The sequence below is a fragment of the Georgenia ruanii genome (assembly GCF_009193175.1).
Taxonomy (GTDB): Bacteria; Actinomycetota; Actinomycetes; order Actinomycetales; family Actinomycetaceae; genus Georgenia; species Georgenia ruanii.
This window is the reverse complement of the sequence record NZ_VUKE01000006.1, coordinates 157398-174884: the sequence shown is the minus strand read 5'-3', so window position 1 is coordinate 174884 and position 17487 is coordinate 157398. Positions and strand designations below refer to the sequence as shown.

General features: G+C 68.5%; 16 protein-coding genes. 6 read left to right on the top strand and 10 right to left on the bottom strand.

Going from position 1 to position 17487, the window contains the following annotated elements:
- Positions 1–298 precede the first annotated feature (298 nt).
- The 10 genes from GD880_RS08525 to GD880_RS08480 form a co-directional block, all read right to left on the bottom strand.
- On the bottom strand, positions 299–745 hold the full coding sequence (locus tag GD880_RS08525) for a nuclear transport factor 2 family protein (RefSeq protein ID WP_152231193.1): 447 nt from the start codon (positions 743–745) through the stop codon (positions 299–301).
- 34 nt (positions 746–779) lie between these two features.
- The gene (locus GD880_RS08520) at positions 780–2276 is read right to left on the bottom strand and encodes an aldehyde dehydrogenase family protein (RefSeq protein WP_152231192.1); all 1497 of its coding nucleotides are present in this window, start codon (positions 2274–2276) and stop codon (positions 780–782) included.
- Positions 2277–2405: 129 nt separating this feature from the next.
- On the bottom strand, positions 2406–2702 hold the full coding sequence (locus GD880_RS08515) for an NIPSNAP family protein (RefSeq protein ID WP_193314420.1): 297 nt from the start codon (positions 2700–2702) through the stop codon (positions 2406–2408).
- A 95-nt stretch (positions 2703–2797) separates the two neighbouring features.
- The gene (locus GD880_RS08510; protein ID WP_152231190.1) at positions 2798–3823 is read right to left on the bottom strand and encodes an aldo/keto reductase; all 1026 of its coding nucleotides are present in this window, start codon (positions 3821–3823) and stop codon (positions 2798–2800) included.
- A gap of 39 nt (positions 3824–3862) precedes the next feature.
- Positions 3863–4183, bottom strand: a complete 321-nt coding sequence (locus GD880_RS08505; protein ID WP_152231189.1) for an NIPSNAP family protein — start codon at positions 4181–4183, stop codon at positions 3863–3865.
- Positions 4184–4285: 102 nt separating this feature from the next.
- Complete coding sequence (locus tag GD880_RS08500; RefSeq protein ID WP_193314419.1) at positions 4286–5452, bottom strand: cytochrome P450; 1167 nt, start codon at positions 5450–5452, stop codon at positions 4286–4288.
- A gap of 129 nt (positions 5453–5581) precedes the next feature.
- On the bottom strand, positions 5582–7210 hold the full coding sequence (locus GD880_RS08495) for an FAD-dependent oxidoreductase (protein WP_152231187.1): 1629 nt from the start codon (positions 7208–7210) through the stop codon (positions 5582–5584).
- Positions 7211–7275: 65 nt separating this feature from the next.
- Positions 7276–9021, bottom strand: coding sequence for a PEP-utilizing enzyme (locus tag GD880_RS08490; protein ID WP_152231186.1), 1746 nt, complete (start codon positions 9019–9021; stop codon positions 7276–7278).
- Between the two features lie 511 nt (positions 9022–9532).
- On the bottom strand, positions 9533–9784 hold the full coding sequence (locus GD880_RS20675; RefSeq protein WP_226909479.1) for a hypothetical protein: 252 nt from the start codon (positions 9782–9784) through the stop codon (positions 9533–9535).
- A gap of 162 nt (positions 9785–9946) precedes the next feature.
- Positions 9947–11107: a CaiB/BaiF CoA transferase family protein gene (locus tag GD880_RS08480; protein WP_152231185.1), complete on the bottom strand. Its 1161-nt coding sequence runs from the start codon at positions 11105–11107 to the stop codon at positions 9947–9949.
- Between the two features lie 386 nt (positions 11108–11493).
- On the opposite strand from GD880_RS08480, the gene GD880_RS08475 reads away from it, so the two are divergent.
- The 6 genes from GD880_RS08475 to GD880_RS08450 all read left to right on the top strand — a co-directional run bounded on the left by GD880_RS08475 (position 11494) and on the right by GD880_RS08450 (position 17478).
- Entirely contained in the window at positions 11494–11886 is a 393-nt protein-coding gene (locus GD880_RS08475) for a Zn-ribbon domain-containing OB-fold protein (protein WP_152231184.1), read from the top strand.
- Positions 11883–13088: a thiolase family protein gene (locus tag GD880_RS08470; protein WP_152231183.1), complete on the top strand. Its 1206-nt coding sequence runs from the start codon at positions 11883–11885 to the stop codon at positions 13086–13088. Before GD880_RS08475 ends, GD880_RS08470 begins: the two co-directional genes overlap by 4 nt.
- A 326-nt stretch (positions 13089–13414) precedes the next feature.
- On the top strand, positions 13415–14194 hold the full coding sequence (locus GD880_RS08465) for an enoyl-CoA hydratase-related protein (RefSeq protein WP_152231182.1): 780 nt from the start codon (positions 13415–13417) through the stop codon (positions 14192–14194).
- 76 nt (positions 14195–14270) lie between these two features.
- Entirely contained in the window at positions 14271–15443 is a 1173-nt protein-coding gene (locus GD880_RS08460; RefSeq protein ID WP_193314418.1) for an acyl-CoA dehydrogenase family protein, read from the top strand.
- The gene (locus tag GD880_RS08455) at positions 15440–16480 is read left to right on the top strand and encodes an acyl-CoA dehydrogenase family protein (protein ID WP_152231180.1); all 1041 of its coding nucleotides are present in this window, start codon (positions 15440–15442) and stop codon (positions 16478–16480) included. The genes GD880_RS08460 and GD880_RS08455 overlap by 4 nt, the downstream gene beginning before the upstream one ends.
- Positions 16481–16872: 392 nt before the next feature.
- Entirely contained in the window at positions 16873–17478 is a 606-nt protein-coding gene (locus GD880_RS08450) for a hypothetical protein (RefSeq protein WP_152231179.1), read from the top strand.
- Positions 17479–17487 lie beyond the last annotated feature (9 nt).

The following is a 17487-nucleotide window of genomic DNA, read 5'->3' as shown; positions in this document are numbered from 1 at the left end:
CCCACCACGCCGCCACCGACACCCTCCGCCGAGCCACCACCGGCAACCCGCGACCGCTACAGTGACAACCGCCTCCGGGTGGGGAATTTCAACGAGCACCCCTGGGGAAGATCGGCGAGCGGCATCAGTGACCGAGAAGTGGGCCCCGGTCGCCACCCCGGCGGCGACGGTGGCGTGGTTCTAGTACGCGCTGTCAGCATGCTGAGCTACCGAAGGAACCGCAGGGGGCACGCAGCTCGTAGGTGGGACAACGCGATAGTGGTCATCCCCAACCACGCACCTGCACCGCGGTCCGGGATCAGCGACGCTGCTCGAATTGCCGTTTCTCGTTCCAGCCGGGCTCCATCAGCTTGTGGATGAAGCGCCAGCTGCCCCGCTCGTCGCGGCGGAGGGTGTCCTGGTAGCGCGCGACCTTGACCACCACGGTGTCGGGGTCGCCCGCAACGACCGAGTGCGACGTGTGGTAAGTCAAGGCCTTCGCTTCGTCGCCGTCAAAGTCGATGTAGGCGACCGAGAGCTTATGGTGCCCCCAGACGACCCGCTCGGTAGCCCGCTGAATGAACTCGATGACGGCCTCAACCCCGACCAGTGTGTCGTGGCCGGCGTACACGGCCACGACCTCAGGGTCCATCAGCGCGCGCAGCTGCGGCCACTGCTTGTCGTCCGTCATCGCCGCGTAGCGGTAGATCGACTCCTTGATCAGCGCCCGGTCCGTCAGCCACTGGACCTTCTCTTCGGTGTTCATCACGAACCTCCCTGGGTCTGTGTCGAACCCAGCACTAGTCAACCTGCATCCAGACGCTCTTCGTCGCGAGGTAGGGCTCGAGGGAGTCCTCGCCGAGGTGGCGGCCGTACCCGGACTGCTTAATGCCGCCGTAGGGCACGCTGTGCTGCACCCGCTGGTAGGTGTTCACCCACACGGTTCCGGCCTGGATGGCCCGGGCGGCGCGGTGTGCACGCGCGAGGTTCTGGGTCCAGACCCCGGCCGAGAGCCCGAACATTGTGTCGTTGGCGATGCGGAAGGCGTCATCCTCCGCTTCGAACGGGATGATCGACATCACCGGCCCGAAGATCTCCTCGCGGGCGATGGTCATGTCCGTTGCCACGTCGGCGAACACCGTGGGGTTGAAGAGGTAGGCACCGCCGTTGTCCTGGGTGCGCCCGCCGCCGAGAACCAGCTCGGCCCCCTCGGCCAGAGCGCCCTCGACGTAGCGCTCGACCGTATCCATCTGCTGTGCGCTCACCAAGGGGCCGAGGTCCACGTTCTCGAACGCCGACCCGACCCTGAGGTCCTTGGAACGTTCGACGACCGCGGCCACCACCTGGTCATAGATCGAGCGCTGCACGAGCACCCGGCTACCGGCGGTGCAGACCTGACCGGAGTTGTTCCACACGGCCTGCTGAATGGCTGGGACCGCCTTGTCCAGATCTGCGTCGCCGAACACAATGTGCGGGCTCTTCCCGCCCAGCTCCATGGTGACCCTCTTCATCGTGTCGACCGCGGAACGCTGGATCCGCTTGCCGGTCTCCACCGAACCGGTGAAGGAGATCTTGTCGACCCCCGGGTGCGCGACCAGGCCGGCACCCGCGGTTGCTCCGGTGCCCTGGAGGATGTTGACGACACCGGGAGGGATGCCGGCCTCGATGCACAACTGACCGATCAGGACGGCCGCCAATGGCGTCTGCTCGGCCGGCTTGATGATCACGGAGTTTCCGCACGCGAGCGCCGCGGCCACCCGGCCGACAACGGCACTCGGTCCGTTCCACGGGGTGATTGTCGCGCAGACTCCGACCGGCTCCCGCAGGACGTACGCCGCGACGTCTCGTGTCGTCGCCGGAATCGTCCCCTGCAGCTTGGTCGGCCACCCCGCGTAGTAATCGATGCTGTTCACGCCGTGGGCGAGGAGGAACCCTGCCCACTGTTTCACGATGCCGGCGTCCAAGACGTCCAGGTCTGACAGGATCGCCCCGTGCTCGGCGTGGAGCACAGCGAGCCGGCGGAGTCGTCGCTCCTTCTCGGCGGGGTCGAGGTGGCGCCAGCGCCCGTCGTCGAACGCTCGGCGCGCGGACAGCACGGCCCGGTCGACGTCCGCGTCCGACGCGTCCGCGACCTCCGCGATCTGTTGACCGGAGGAGGGGTTGAACACCGGGATGACCCGGTCCGAAGTCGAGGCCACCACTTCTCCGTCGATGACGTGTCCAAAGGTCTCGGTCCGGAGGTACTCGACCGTGCGAGCGTCCAACAGCTCGCTCGGCAGGTTGTCGGTTATGGTCACAGGCCATCTCCTTCATGAGATACGTCGCGCCCCTCGCGAGGCGCTCGAGGTGATGGGTCACGAGAGACCCCGCTCCCGGCGAGAATACCTTACGCCTAGACAGTCTCTGAATAGACCTTTGACGCGGAATCACGGGCTGTAGGGCACCTTGGTCGTCACGGAGATCACCTCGGAGTCGAGGAGGTCGGCCAGGGCAGGAGCGTAGGTGAGGTACTCCGGGTGGCTGCGCGCGGCCAGGCGCACCTCACCCACCGCGTTCGCATCCGGCACCGCCCAGATGTCGGTCACCTCGTGGATGTCGCCGATCAGGGTGGAGTAGGCACCGAGGAGTTCCCACCCCAGTCCCTCGAAGATCGGGATGAGCCCGGCCATGGCTTCGTTGAACGGGCCCAGCCGGCCGTACTTCACATGGAGCCGGGCGATCACGAACGTCTTCTCATGGGGCAACCTCTGGGTCCGATCGGATACACGAGGTGGCGCGGCGCCACCGCCGTACTGGTTGAGTGCTGGCCTGGGCCTGGTCAGCGGCGCCGGTTGGCCGCTGCCAACGCCGGCGACACAGCCTTGTCGTCCGCTGGCTTCAGGGTTCGGCCGGGCGCCACGATCTGATCGATGCGGTCGAGGACGTCGTCGGAGAGGACGACGTCTGCTGCCGGAAGCTGCGACTGAAGCTGTTCGACCGTCCGCGGCCCGAGAGTCGCGCTGGTGACGGCCGGGTGGCGGATCGCGAACGCGAGCGCCATCTCGATGAGAGATAGCCCTGCCTCCCCGGCCAGCCCGAACAGCTCCTCTGCGGCTCTGTGCTTGAGCTCGTCCTCGGGAACGGCCTCGGCCGCCCGGCCCATCTTCATACGCACCAGGTCACGATGCGATGGTTGCGCGGCCGCGCCCGGACGGTACCGACCTGACAGGTAGCCGCCCGCCAGGGGACTCCAGACCATGATCCCCAGACCATGCTTGCGCGCGGTGGGAAGCACCTCGGTCTCGACGGACCGCGCGAGGATGGAGTACGGCGGCTGCTCGCAGACGAATCGCGCCAGGGACTGCCGCTCGGACTCCCACTGCGCCTCGACGATCTCCGCACCGCTGAAGGTGGAGGAACCGATGTAACGGACCTTGCCCTGCGCCTGCAGGTGGGTGAGGGCAGCCAAGGTCTCGCCGATGTCCGTGTCCGGGTCGGGGCGGTGCATCTGGTAGAGGTCGATATAGTCCGTGCCGAGACGGCGAAGGCTGGCCTCGACAGCCTCGATGATCCACCGCCGCGATCCGCCGCAGCCAGACCGCCCGCGGAACGGCAGCCCGAACTTGGTCGCGAGGAAGACCTCGGACCGGGAGACACCGGTCAGCGCTCGACCGATGAGCTCCTCGGAGGCACCGTCGGAGTAGACATCGGCGGTGTCGATGACGTTGACGCCGGCGTCCAGCGCCTGCCGGACGATGCTGGTCACCTCATCCTGCGTCGTGCCGCCGAACGGGCCAAAGTTCATCCCACCGAGCGCCAGGGCGCTCACCTTCACACCGGTCCGGCCGAGTGCTCTGTACTCCATCGAGACCTCCTAGGAGCTCGCCGCCTCGCGCTCGCAGGCTCAGTCGAACGGCGGGCTGAAGGGGTTCGACTCGAGGATCGCCAGGTCCTCGCGATCGATCAACGCTGGCAGCTTCGTCCCGTACTCGAGGTAGGCGGGGTGCGACCGGGCGGCCTTGCGAGCCTCGCCAATGGCGTTGGCGTCGGGGATCTGCCAGATGTTGATGACCTCGAAGATGTCCCCGACGATGGTGTGGTAGGACCCTCGGAGCTTCCAGCCCAGCTCCTCGAAGACCGGCACGAGGTGCTGGAAGGCGTCGTTCCACGCGTTGAGGGCGCCGTAGTTGAGCTTGAGGCTGGCCATGAAGAAGGTCTGCGTCACGTAGCTCTCCTTGTTGATAGGGCCCGACGATTGCCGGGAGGTCGGAGGTCCCGCGCGAGCGCGGGTCGTCGCGTGCCGTCGTCCATCGACGACGCCTGTGTGTCAGAGCCAGGACAGCGGGAGCTCTTGCAGGACGATGTTGCCGGCGCTCGCGAGGAGCTGCTTGTCCGTGTCGATCCGGTAGTCCGGGATGAGCCGGTGCCATTCCTCCAAGGTGACGATGAGCTCGGCTCGGGCCAGGTGGGAGCCGAGGCAGCGGTGACGGCTTGCGCCGAAGGCGATGTGCCGGTTCGGGGACCGGCCGAGCTTCACTTGATCGGCGTCCGGGAACGACCTCGGGTCCCGCGCCGCCGCCTGCGTCGACAGCAGCACCATGTCACCGGCCTTCATCGGACATCCGTGGAAGTCGGTGTCGCGCGACACCTTGCGCGCCATGCTTATGATCGGGTAGGCGCGCAGCAGTTCCTCTACGGCGCTGGGGATGATCTCCGGGTCGCGAACCAGCCACGCGCGGTCGTCTGGGGTCTTCGCGAGGTGGTAGAGGCACCAACCCAGTTGGGCCTTCGTCGTGTCCAGGGCGCCGTGGGCGATCGTCACCAGCAGGTCGATCATGTCGCGGTCCGGCAGCACGTCACCGCCGAGGCTCGCCTGCGTGAGGTGCGTTACCAGGTCCGCGCCGGGATCCCTGGGGTATGCCCGGCGATCGTCGATCAGGCCCTGCCAGTACGCCTCGAAGTCGATGCGGCCCTGCTTCATCGCGTCCGTGGCGCTCCCCGCCGAGTGTCCGCTGATCCGGTGCGAGCACTCGCGGATGAACGCTGCGTCCTCCAACGGCAGGCCGAGGATCAGCATGAGTGCGTAGGAAGGGTAGATGTCCGCGTAGTCCGCCATGAAGTCGGTCCGACCCTGGACGGCCAGCTCCCCGATCAGGGTCCGCGCGTGGCTGCGCAGCGCGTCGCGGTGACGTTCCACCGCGGGCGGCGCGAACCAGCTGTTGACCAGCTTGCGGTAGTGCGCGTGGACCGGCGGGTCGGACATGGACGGGAGCATCCGGTAGGACGGGTTGGGATCCACCGCGATCACCGATGCGTTGGTGAAGGTCTCCCAGTCGCGATAGGCCTCGAGGATGTCCTCGTGCCGGGTGAGGACCCAGTACCCGGGGTCGGTGTGGGTGTTCTTGAAGTAGCGGTGCTTCTCGCGCAGCTCATCGATCTCCTGCCACTGCGTCCCGGCGGGTTCGATGCGCCTGCTGGAGAGGTCCAGGTCCACCGTGGGGACGCCCTGGGATTTGTCAGTCATCATGCAGCTCTTTCACGTGTCGCCCTGGACGAGCATGGGCAGTACGGCAGGCGAGGGGACTAAAACTCTATGAACAGACTATCTGAAATTCGACCAATATCAAGAGGTGGTCACTCCAGCAGCATGCTGCCCTGCCAGGTAACCGAAGGTGACCGCGGGGCCCAGCGTTCCTCCCCCGCCGCCGTACACCATGCCGGTCGCCCCGGCCATGGCGTTGCCGACGGCATAGAGGCCGATGATGACATCGTCGAAGGGATCGAGCACCTGACCACTGCTGGTCGTCTTCGGCCCGCCCTTGGTGCCGAGAGCACCGCTGTGGACCGGCACGGCGAAGTACGGCGCCTGCCCCAGATCACCCAGGGTCCGGAGAGCGCCATCGCGGGAGCGCTCCCCCAGCCACCGGTCGTAGGCGCTGACCCCTCGACCGAAGGAGCAGTCGGCCCCCTCGGCGACCATCCGGTTCCACTCCTGCACGGTGCGGGTCAACGCATCCGCATCGAGGTCGAGGAGCGCCGCGAGTTCGTCGAGCGAGTCCGCTTTGGTCAGCCAGTCCGGTACTTGGTCGCCGCGGTGACCCAGAAAGCCGTAGGCCGACCAGTACTGGCTATCGAAGACCAGCCAGGCCGGGAGGTTCGAGTACCGGAACGTGGTCGGGTCGAACTGGTGGAAGGCGCCGCCGAGTGCGTTGTAGTTGGCCGCCTCGTTGGTGAACCGCTGACCCCGGTCGTTGACCATGAGGCAGTGGGGCAGGATCCGTTCCTGCTGGATAACCTGCCGGCGCGGCGGCACGCCTCGGTCGCCCTGGGGGATCTCCACCACGGGAGCCCACCAGGCCTCGCTCATGTTGCCCAGCGCTGCACCCGCGTCCATGGCCATCCGGAGACCGTCACCGGTGTTGGTCTGCACGCCGACGGGATGGGTCATCGGCCCGCGCAGGAAGTCGCGGACTAGCTCGGGGTCCCACTCGAATCCACCGGTGGCGATGATCACCGCCTTGGCGCCCACCGTGACCACACCCTCGGCGGTCTCCACCTCGACCCCCACCACCCGCTCGTCGTCCACCAGGAGCCGACGCGCCCGTGCGGAGGTCCACGGTTCGACGCCGTGCTCCAGCAGCGCCTGGAGCAGCCCGGCGATGAGCGCCGGCCCACCGCCCCGGATGTTGTGGGCCAGGCGCCGCTCCATCTCCTCCGGCGCGACTCCCTGGCCGCCCGTGAGCGCCAGCTCGAGCACCGCGAGGTGCGGGTTGCGGTGCGGGACGACGATCCGGTCCTCCCACGCCCCGAGCGCGTTGAACGCCACGAGGCCGGGCTCGAGTGAGCGACCTCCGTCCGGCTTGCCGCCCGGGTTCTCGGGGTGGTAGTCCGGGAATCCCGCGAGCACGTTGAAGCGGATCGGCGTATGCTGCTCCACCCAGTCGAACGCCTCGGGAGCATAGTCGACGAACGCGGCGACGAGCCCGGGATCGATCCGACCGTGCGACAGCGACTGGAGGTAGGTCAGCGCTTCCTCACGTGAGTCCGTCGCACCGGCTTGGCGCATGTGGCTGTTGTTCGGCACCCAGCACACGCCACCGGAGAGCGCGGTCGCACCGCCCAAGAGGTCACTTTTCTCGATCAGGCCGACGTCGGCGCCGCCGGCGGCCGCCGCCAGCGCCGCTGTCAGGCCCGATGCTCCGGAGCCCAGCACGACGACGTCGTGCGACCGGTGTGACGGTTGGTGGAACATGGAGTTGCTCCTGTCTGGCGCGGAGGTCACGCCTGCTCACGCCACCGGCTGGCGGCCTTCGGCGATCAATGGACCGTGACGGTGCCGGTGCCGCCGTCGACGGTCACGGTCGAGCCGTCCGGGATGTGCAGGGTGGCGTCGGTGACGGCGACGGCGCAGGGGATGCCGAGCTCCCGGCTGACGATGACCGCGTGACTGGCCTGTCCGCCCTCGTCCATGACCACACCGCCGGCGAGCATGAACAGCGGGGTCCATGCCGGATCGGTGACGCGCGCGACGATGATGCCGCCCGGCTCGAGGTGGTCGGCTTCGTACGGGTCGTGGAGCACGCGAGCCGTGCCGGTGACGACCCCGGAGGAGCCAGGCGTGCCGACCATCTGAGTCACCCGCTGGGACGTGCCGGTAGGGGTGGAGGTGGAGTCGGACTTGCGCTTCCACTGTGACAGCGGTGGGACGTTGCCGTTGGCGATGATGAAGGGGGGCTCGAGGTCGAACAGCTCGTCGTAGCCGGCCTTGCGCTTCTTGAGGGTGGCCTCGAACTTGGCCGGGTCGGAAGCGAAGTCGTCGAGCTCGCTGGCGAGCAGCATGTAGATCAGCCGCCAGTCGTCGAGGTGACCGTCGGCGACCGCTCGTCGGCCGAGCTCGCGGAAGACGACCCGAGCCTCGTTGGTCACCTTGGTGCCGCTCGTCTTGGTCCGCTCGCGCCACGCGATGATTCGGCTCGTTGCCACGCCGAGCTCGAACTGCGCGAGGAGCTCAGGACTCGACTGGAGCTGCGCACGGACGGCGGCCAATGTCTCGTCACGGTTGGCCTCGCTCTCCGCCTTCCGGCCCGAGACGGCCGAGTCGTCGGGCTGCCTGCGGAGGCTGACGAGGTACTTCAGGACGAGGGTGGGGGCGATCTCCCAGCTCTCCGAGGCCAGCTCCCACTCGTTGGTGCCGCGGGAGCCGAAATCGAACAGGAAGGCGTCGAGGCGGCGGAGGAACGCCTCCGCATCCGGGGAGTCGCTGGCGCGCAGGCGTACCAACAGGTCGTCGGTGCCGCGGTCGAAGGCGTCGGTCAGCACCGGGGAGGAGCGCAGGAACCGCGACATCTCCCACAGCTCGATGTTGTGCGCCTCGGAGTCCACGTCACCGACGTGCCCGAGGACCCGCATCGCGATCGACGGGTCGCCGATCGCATCCCCAACAGCGCCGAGGACGGCCATCGGCACGGCACCGGCGAACGTCAGGAGGACGTGCAGCCCGAACATGGTGCGCATCGGCGGCAGCAGCGTGCGGGCGTGGTCGACCAACTCCTGGTTGCTCAAGGAGGAGAAGTCCGGTCGGTTCGCGCGGATCGCGTCGATCTTCGCCCGCTCCTCCGCCAGGCCCGGCCACTCCGAGAGAGTCATGATGCGAGCCATGTGCTCGTTCATCTTCTTCGTGAGCTCGGGCTGGTCGTCGTCCGGGTGCGGAACGTACTCCGGCACGTCCGGGTGCGAGCCGAAGAAGGCGCGGTCAAAGTCCTTGACCGTCATTCGGTCGCTGCGCACCGCCTGCATACGTGACGCGGACAGGTTGATGTAGAGACGCCCACCGAAATGGCCCAGCACCGGCGGGTGCTCGCCCTCGACCTCGTGCGGGAACACGGCACCCGTGCCGATGGTGCCGTCCGCCCACCCGGGGGCGAAGGCGCCTTCCCACGCGAACGTCCACCCCAGGGGAGTCGACGGGTCGGGACTGACCTCCCCTACATTCGACCGCGTGTAGTGCACGAAGCGCGTGCTCGGCTCCCAGTCGGTGATCCACTTGTCGGCCATGTCGTCCATCACTCTCCAGGGCGATCAGTCGTCATCCTACTTGTTTGGGTCAGTGCAATCTATTGCTCGACTATCGGGCCGTCAATGATTATTTGTGGTTCTCGTCGCACCACTCGTACCAGGGCACGTCCTTGCGCTGTCCGGGCTGCTGGCCTCGCTTCAAGAGACCACGTGCACACGGGTGCCCGACACCGACGTCGTCAATCGGTCGCCGTGGATCTGCGGCGGAGAGGGCGGACAGGCGGGTCGGATTGCCGTCGCACACGGCGCGAACGGCGGCCTGACCGGTGATGCCGTAGGTGCACAGGCCGTGCAGGATTGTCGGGGGGGGGGGAAGCCGGCCGTCTCGCGACCGAACCAGGCGTCGCTATGGAGGGGTTGCGGTCGCCGGACAGCCGGTAGATGAGCGGCAGCCGCTCGTCGGTGAGTTCATCGATCTCCAGATCGGCGGGCCGGTCAGGGATCTGCACACCGGCTCTGCGCTCAGCCGGTCCTCCCCTGCCGCGGAAGACGATGGTCGTCAGTGTCTAGGCAACGAGTTCGCCGGTGTCGCGATCGAAGCCGCGACCAGCAAGGGCACGATCGCATTGCCTCCCCCTTGGTCCTGCAGCCCCGCGCTCTCCGATACCACCGACAGCTCTCCCACCGGCGAAATCGGCCGGCGCACCCGAACCTCTTGGGAGCCGTGCAGCAGCCGCCCGTTGGAGATCTTGTCGAGCTTGGGCAAAACGTCGAAGCCGGTGGCGACGATCACCGCGAAGGTTGGCAGCACAAGCTGCGGCGCACCGTGTGAGTTCTTCGTGGTGAGGGCGACGTCGTCGCCTCCGCTCCGACGCCGAGCGCGTAGAGCAACGCATCCCGGTCGGTCCAGGTCACGCGCCAGGGCCGGACGTCGCACCCGAGGCTGGCGTCGATCGTCACAATAATGGTCCTCTCAGTCCTGGATGGCGGCACCTGACGCGAGGAGGTCCCGCACCGCAGGAACCTGCCACTCGGTGAGCACCTCCGCGGTGTGCTGACCGCGTCGAGCCGGGGGGCTCTGGACGGCGCCGGGCGTGCGGTCGAACCGCGGTGCGGGGGCGGGTTGCCGGACACCTTGGATCTCGACGAAGGTCTGGCGCGCACGCAGGTGGGGGTGCTCGGCGACTTCCTTCAGGCCCAGCACGGGGGCGACGCACGCGTCGGTCCCCTCGAAGACTGTTTCCCACTCCGCCCTGGTACGCCGGCGAAAACTGTCGGCGATCGCCGCGCGCAGCCGGGGCCACTCATTTGGTCCGGGTCGGCGCACCAGGTCATCGGGCAGGCCCAGCCGTGCCGCGAACTCGGCGTAGAACTTGACCTCCAGGGCGCCCACGGACATCCACCCCCCGTCCGCCGTCTCGTAGACGTCGTACCAAGGACGGCCGGTGTCGAGCAGGTTGACCCCCCGCTCATCGCGCCACCCGCCGGTCGCGAGCATGCCGTGCAACATCGTGGTCAAGGAGGCGGCGCCGTCCACGATGGCGGCGTCGACCACCTGGCCGCGGCCGGACCGTCCCGCCTCCCAGAGCGCCGCGAGCACTCCGGCGACGAGGTAAAGGGATCCTGCTCCGAAGTCGCCGAGCAGGTTGACCGGGACCGCCGGGGGCTCCCCTTGACGACCGAGAGGGTGCAGGGCTCCTGCCAGGGCGATGTAGTTGACGTCATGCCCGGCCATAGTGGCCCATGGGCCGTCCTGACCCCACCCGGTCATGCGTCCGTACACCAGCCGGGGGTTGGAGACATGGCACTGGGCGGGTCCGAGGCCGAGCCGTTCCATGACACCGGGCCGGAAACCCTCGATCAGCACACCGGCCCGGTCGACGAGGTGCCGCAGCGCCTCCACCGCCTCTTCGCAACGCAGGTCCAGGACGATCGACCGCCTCCCCCGCTGGAGGACGTCGGCGGCCGTCGTCCGCTCGTCGGCCACCCGCCCCGGCCGATCAACTCGGATGACGTCGGCTCCCATGTCCGCAAGGAGCATCGCGGCGAACGGCCCCGGCCCGATACCGCCCATCTCGATGACACGCAGGCCGTCCAGCGGCCCCCCTCGGGCCACCTTGCCGATCTCGGTCATCACGCCCTCCTCCCTCTTGCGCACGAAAGTTGATCAGAAGGTAGTTGCGCCGAGACCGGCTTCGGCTGCAGGAGCTGGGCCAGCAATTGCTGGGGACGCACTTTGTGGAGTGCGCCCGCGGGCTCCCCCTTCGCCCGACGCGTACGGACGTCGTCGTTGATCCAGGCTTCGGACACGGCGTGCTCCTCGTGGGCTGTTCCGGTGACGCTGACATGACGATACTCTATGGTTAGAGTATCGATATTCGGTGCACTCTCGTGCGGCTCAGCACATTGCAGGCCCATTCCTGGGGTGGCGAACCGTCTAACCAACTTGCTCCTACTCATGCGCAGACACTCGGTGCGGCTGAGCCGCCGCCCGCGGAACTGCGAGATCGGACGGACCAGATGCCCACTCGAGTCCCGGTGGTCGATTACCTGGTGCTCGGCGACGAGCCACATCTGCGTGCACGGGAGTGCAGCCACTGTGGTGCGCTCTACTTCGACCGGCGCAACGCATGCGCCAAGTGCTTCCGGACGGAGTTCGGGACCCGGGCCCTGTCCAACGAGGGCCGGCTGCGCGCCTTCACCTTTGTCACACGGGCCAAGCGCCCGTATGTGTCGGCGATCGTCGACCTCGAGGGTGGTGGCGTGGTCAAGGCGAACCTGCTCGAGGTGGACCAACCCGGGCAGATCAGGCCGGGACTGCCGGTCGTCCTGGACACCGTGACAGCCGGGACCGACGACGACGGCACCGAGGCGGTGGCCTTCGGCTACCGCCCGCGAGGAGGCGACCAGTGAGCAGCGGCGACGTGTGGATCATCGGCACCGCGATGACGCCTTTCGGGCGCTTCGCCGACAAGGACCTGCTGGACCTGGCGTCCGAGGCGGCGCTCGGGGCGCTCGGAGACGCCGGCATGGACATGGGCGACATGGGCGTCCTCGGCATGGGCAACGTCTACGAGGCGAACTCGCACAATGGGCAGCGGCTCCAGAAGCAGATCGGCCAGACGGGCATCCCCGTGTTCAACGTGGTCAACGCCTGCGCCACGGGCGCGACCGCCGTGCGAGTGGTCATGCTCTCCATCGCCGCCGGTGAGTGCGACACCGGTCTCGCGGTCGGCGTCGAGAAGATGGGGAAGATGGGCCTGCTCGCCGGCGGGGCGAAGGCCCGCGAGGAGCGGAAGGTCTACACTCCCACCGGCCGCTACGGCTCGGTCCTCAAGACCGAGGGCGTGCTGGGCACCAACCTGATGCCCGGCGTGTTCGCCCAAGCCGGGATGGAGTACGCCCTGGCGCACGGAGTGACCACCGAGCAGTTCGCCAAGGTCGCGCAAAAGAACCACGCCCACTCCGTGCTCAACCCCCTCGCCCAGTATCAGAGAGAGTTCAGCCTGGAGGAGATTGTCTCCGCCGAGATGATCTCCTACCCCAACACCCTTCCGATGTGCTGCCCGACGGGGGACGGCGCGGCGGCCGTGGTCCTGGTGTCCGACGCGAAGCTGCGGACGCTCGATCCCGACGTCCGCCGGCGGGCGGTCAAGATCTCCGCCTCGGTGATGACCACGGATCCGTGGACCGAGTCCGACCAGGTCCAACCCGACGTCAACACACTAACGCGCATGGCCGCCGACGCCGCCTACGAGAAGGCCGGCATCGGACCCGAGGACCTCGATCTGGTCGAACTCCACGACTGCTTCGCCACCGCCGAGTTGCTGCACTACGACAACCTCCGGCTCTGCGAGCCAGGAGGAGCCGGGGACTTCATCGACTCCGGCGCCCCGTGGCGCGACGGTCGGACGCCGGTCAACGTGTCGGGTGGGTTGCTGTCCAAAGGACATCCCCTCGGCGCCACCGGCATCGCCAACTTCTACGAGGTCGCCACCCACCTGCGTGGGGAAGCCGGCGACCGACAGATCGCCGGAGCGCGTGTAGGGCTGACCCACGTCATCGGACTGGCCTCGGCGTGCGCGGTTCACGTGCTGGAGGCACCCGTTCGCTGACGCGCCTTGGCTCGGGCGCACGGTCGCGACCGTGCGCCCGAGCCGACCGTCGTGTCGAGGAACCGGGCACCGGGACCACTCCCGCAACCTCCGGGGCGCGAGCCGCAGGCACCCTCGATCCGGCGCGGAGTCGGGAGAATTCACCGCTGTGGCGCGGCGGCGACTTGGCAGTCGCGCCGCCGCGCCAACCGTGGGGATACCCTTGCTACGATAGTTTGACATTAGAGTAATGAGATCGGTGCGCGGCAGCCATAGCAGCACCGTGAGCGGCAAGCCGGCGACGGGAAGCCGTGATCACCGCCCCGCACTTCCACGTGAGGAGCTCCATGAGCGAGACATCCGCCGGGATCCGGGTAACGCGCGCCGACGGCGTCGTCACCGTCACCTTGGACAACCTCGGGCGCAAGAACGCCGTGACGCCAGACGGCTTCCGCCGCCTCCGGGACGTCTTGCGGGGCGTCGACCGGCGGGAGGACCGGGTACTGCTCCTCACCGGGGCCGGTGACGACTTCTGCGCGGGGGCGGACCTGGGTGCGCACACCGACGACACGCTGCACCCGTACGAGCGCATGCGGATCGTGGGTGAGGTCGCGCTCACCCTGCACCGCCTGCCCATCCCCACGGTGGCGAGTGTCCGCGGTGTTGCGGTGGGGGCGGGCATGAGCCTTGTGCTCTGCTGCGATCTCGTGGTCGCCGCAACGACGGCGCGTTTCTCCCAGATCTTCACCCAGCGGGCCCTGTCCCCCGACACCGGCGCGTCATGGCTTCTCCCCCAGCTCATCGGGTTGGCCCGTGCCAAGGAACTGGCCCTACTCGGCGAGATGGTCCCCGCGACGCTGGCCAAGGAGTACGGCTTCGTCCACCGTCTCGCCGAGCCTGACGAGGTCGACTCCGTCGTGCAAGGACTCGTCGAAACCTTCCGTACCGGCCCGACCGTCGCCCTGGGCCTCACCAAGGACCTGCTGAACGGCGCCTTCGACTCCTCGTTGGAACAGGCAGTGGAGGCCGAGGGCAAGGCCGTCGGGATCAACCTCGCCACGCATGACGTGCGGGAGGCGGGTCGCGCCTTCCGTGAGAAGCGCCGACCCCAGTTCCTCGGCCGGTGATCCGGATGCGGCAGCCTGCCGAGACGTCCGACCAGATGGGGTGGTGACAGTGCGAGAGTTACGCGAGACCGAGGTCGTGGAGTGGTTCGAGACCCACGTCCCCAGTGACTGGCAGCGATCGGTCGACTCAATGTCCGCCGAGGAGTACGTGGAGTTCCAGCGGAACTGGCTGCGGACGCTCAACGAGCGTGGGTTCGGCGCCCCGGGTGTTCCCGAGAAGTGGGGCGGCGGCGGCTACAGCCTGCGCGACCAGGCGACGATCTTCGCGGCGGGCGCCCGCGTCAGCGCCCCGCCCACCGACGCGTTCGAGGTGTCCCTGAACCACGTGCCGGCTACGCTCCTCACCGCGGGCACCCCGGCCCAGCAGGAGCGTTACGTCCGTGGTGCTATTGATGGCACCGTCTGGTGCCAGGGCTTCTCCGAGCCGGGCGCCGGCTCTGACCTCGCGGCCCTGGCGGCTCGCGCGGTCCGGGACGGCGACGGCTGGCGGATCACTGGCCAGAAAACCTGGTCGAGCCACGCGGCCCACGCGGAGCATTGCCTGCTGCTGGCGCGGACCGATCCAAACGCACGGCGCCACGCAGGGATCACCTACTTCATCCTCGACATGGATCAGCCCGGGGTCCAGGTGCGACCGATCCGGCAGATCCACGGCCCGGCGGAGTTCTGCGAGTTGTTCCTGGACGGAGCCTGGGTTCCCGACGAGAACGTGATCGGCGAGGTAAACGGTGGCTGGGCGGTCGCCCAGGCCACGCTGGCCGCCGAGCGCGGACCCATCGCCCTGCCCACCATCGAGCGGATCGGCGCAGAACTGGCAGACCTGGCCTCCGGGCTCGGCCCCGTCGAGCCCGCGGACGGCCCCCGTCCCCCGCTGAGCCGGGCGCAAACCGATCTGGCGGCCCTCCTCGCCCGCCAGATCGCAGTGCGCTCGCTCGCCCTGGACACCGTTGATCTAAGCGAGCGGGGTTCCGACGGAGGACAGCTCAACAGCGTGCTCAAGGTCGGCTGGAGCGAATTGCTGCAGGAGGCGACCAGCGCCGCGGTCCTCCTCGCCGGGGAGCGGGCACTGGCTGAGTCGGACTCCGAGCACTTCCTGGGCTATGTCAGTGGCCGGCCGGGCTCCGACTGGCTGGGGTCGTGGGCCGCGACGATCGCCGGCGGCGCCAACGAGATCCAGCTGAACATCATCGCGGAGCGCCTGCTCGGCCTGCCCCGCGATCCCTCGCGCCAGCCGGGAGGCTCCCGATGAACGACCGAGCGCTGCGATACCAGAACCTGCTCGAGACGCAGGAGGACGTCGCCGAAGCCGCCTCGGCCATGTTGGCCGGCGGCGGGCAAGCCGACGTGCACCTCGGCGCCGACCAGGGGTGGTGGGCGGTGGCGATCCCAGAGGCCATGGGCGGCGCGGGCGGCACCGTGGCCGATCTCGCCCCGGTCCTCGAAGAAGCCGGCGCGGTGACGGCGTCCACCGCCCTGCCGTGGACTGCTGGCGTCGTCGCCCCGCTGCTCGCCAGTTCGTCGGAGGACCGGGCCGCAAGCCTGCTCGAGGACATCGCCGCGGGGACGCTGGCCACCAGCGTGCCGGCGAGAGGCCAGCGGCTGGCCAAGGACATCGGTCCGCTCGACCCCGATGACGCGGTCGATGCGTCGGTCCTGGCCCTGGGACCAGCGGAATCGCTGGTCCTGCCGCTCGTGGTGTCGGGCGCCTCGTGCCTCGTCGCTGTGGACCTGGGCACCCCCGGTGTTCGGGCGACGCCCGTCGAGGGCTTCGACGTCAGCCGGCCGTGGACGCGGTACGACCTGAGTGGCGTGGCGCTGGGCAGCGCAGTGGTGGCCCGGGTCCCGGACCTGTTCGCGAGATGGCAGTCAGCCATGGGTGTGATGTGCGGACTGGACTCGGCGGGGGCGGCGCGCGCCGCGCTGGCGCGTACCGTCGAGTACGCCTCCGTGCGCCAGCAGTTCGGGCGTGCGCTCGGCTCCTACCAGGCGTACAAGCACCGGTGCGCGACCGCGCTGGTCGAGCTGAAGCTGGCTCAGTCCGTGGCCCACCGGGCAGCGCAGGCCATCGGCACGCCAGAGGAGCTGCCCTTCGCCCTCGCCAGCGCACTGCAGTCCACCCGCTCGGCCACTGCTGTCTGCGAAGCGGCGATCCAGTTGCACGGGGGCATGGGGTTCAGCTGGGAGTCTGGCCTGCACCGCTACCTACGTCGCGCCCGTGCCAACGAGATCCTGGTCGGCGGCGAGGACAGCGCGGCGATGCTGCTCGAGTCCCTTCCCCGCGGCTGACGGCCGTCGGCGACAGCCTGCTCCGCCCCCGCCTGCCGTCCCGTGGCGGGAGACTCCATGGTCGGCAGCCCGCCGACGTCGCGGAGGTTGAAAGCGCGCGAGCGGGTGGGACAAGCCGGCGGCGGCGACGCGACCGGAGCCACGGCGCGGTGACGAGAGGGCGGCCGTAGCGTCTGGCGTTGCCCCGCCACAACAGGACGAGCTGGGCGGAGCATCGGAGGAAGTACCGGAGCAGTGCGTCGTCGGTCGAAACTCCCTGCGAGCCCCTCGGGACCGACCTGATCGACCGAGCAGGCAAGGGCCCCTGCGGGAGTAGACACGTGCTATCGATCACGGTACGTTCCTCTAACGTTCAATGATCCGCGATTAGACGACCAATGGAGGTCTGTCCGATGCTGGAGACCCGAATCCTGATGGCCGCTCGCCTCAAGGGCCGACTGACGGCGGAGGCGGGAGCCACCTCCGCCGCGGTGACCGTGAGCGAGGCCGCCACGGAGGTGGACCGCCTGCGAGGCCTCGGCTTCGTCAAGGGTGAGGCGACCGTGCGGGCTACCCCCGAGGGAAGGGCGCGCCTCGCCGAGCTGGTGGAGGCTGAGCGCCTCGTGACCGATCAGGACGCTCTGGCCGCGGCGTACGAGGAATTCGACGAGCACAACACCCGGCTGAAGGACGTTGTCAGTGCCTGGCAGGTGCGGGACGGCGCCCCGAACGACCACACCGATGCCGAGCACGACGCCCAAGTCCTGGCACAACTCGACGGGCTGCACCAGCGCTTCCGTCCTCTCATCGTGCGGATCAGCTCGATTGCGCCGCGGCTCGAGCCATACGTCGGTCGGTTCGACTTCGCGCTGGAGCAGGTCAAGGCAGGTGACCACAGCTACATCGCACGGCCGATCACGGACAGTTACCACACGGTGTGGTTCGAGCTCCACGAGGAGCTCATGGGCCTACTAGGCCTGCGGCGCGAGGAAGAAGCGGCCGCCGGCCGGGCCGTCTGAGGAGGCTTT

What these genes read in the sequence shown, in the direction of transcription:
- GD880_RS08465 (WP_152231182.1), top strand. Translation starts at nt 13,415, where the DNA reads ATGAGCGAGACATCCGCCGGGATCCGGGTAACGCGCGCCGACGGCGTC.
- GD880_RS08455 (WP_152231180.1), top strand. Translation starts at nt 15,440, where the DNA reads ATGAACGACCGAGCGCTGCGATACCAGAACCTGCTCGAGACGCAGGAG.
- GD880_RS08525 (WP_152231193.1), bottom strand. Translation starts at nt 745, where the DNA reads ATGAACACCGAAGAGAAGGTCCAGTGGCTGACGGACCGGGCGCTGATC.
- GD880_RS08510 (WP_152231190.1), bottom strand. Translation starts at nt 3,823, where the DNA reads ATGGAGTACAGAGCACTCGGCCGGACCGGTGTGAAGGTGAGCGCCCTG.
- GD880_RS08450 (WP_152231179.1), top strand. Translation starts at nt 16,873, where the DNA reads ATGCTGGAGACCCGAATCCTGATGGCCGCTCGCCTCAAGGGCCGACTG.
- GD880_RS08495 (WP_152231187.1), bottom strand. Translation starts at nt 7,210, where the DNA reads ATGTTCCACCAACCGTCACACCGGTCGCACGACGTCGTCGTGCTGGGC.
- GD880_RS08490 (WP_152231186.1), bottom strand. Translation starts at nt 9,021, where the DNA reads ATGGACGACATGGCCGACAAGTGGATCACCGACTGGGAGCCGAGCACG.
- GD880_RS08480 (WP_152231185.1), bottom strand. Translation starts at nt 11,107, where the DNA reads ATGACCGAGATCGGCAAGGTGGCCCGAGGGGGGCCGCTGGACGGCCTG.
- GD880_RS08475 (WP_152231184.1), top strand. Translation starts at nt 11,494, where the DNA reads ATGCCCACTCGAGTCCCGGTGGTCGATTACCTGGTGCTCGGCGACGAG.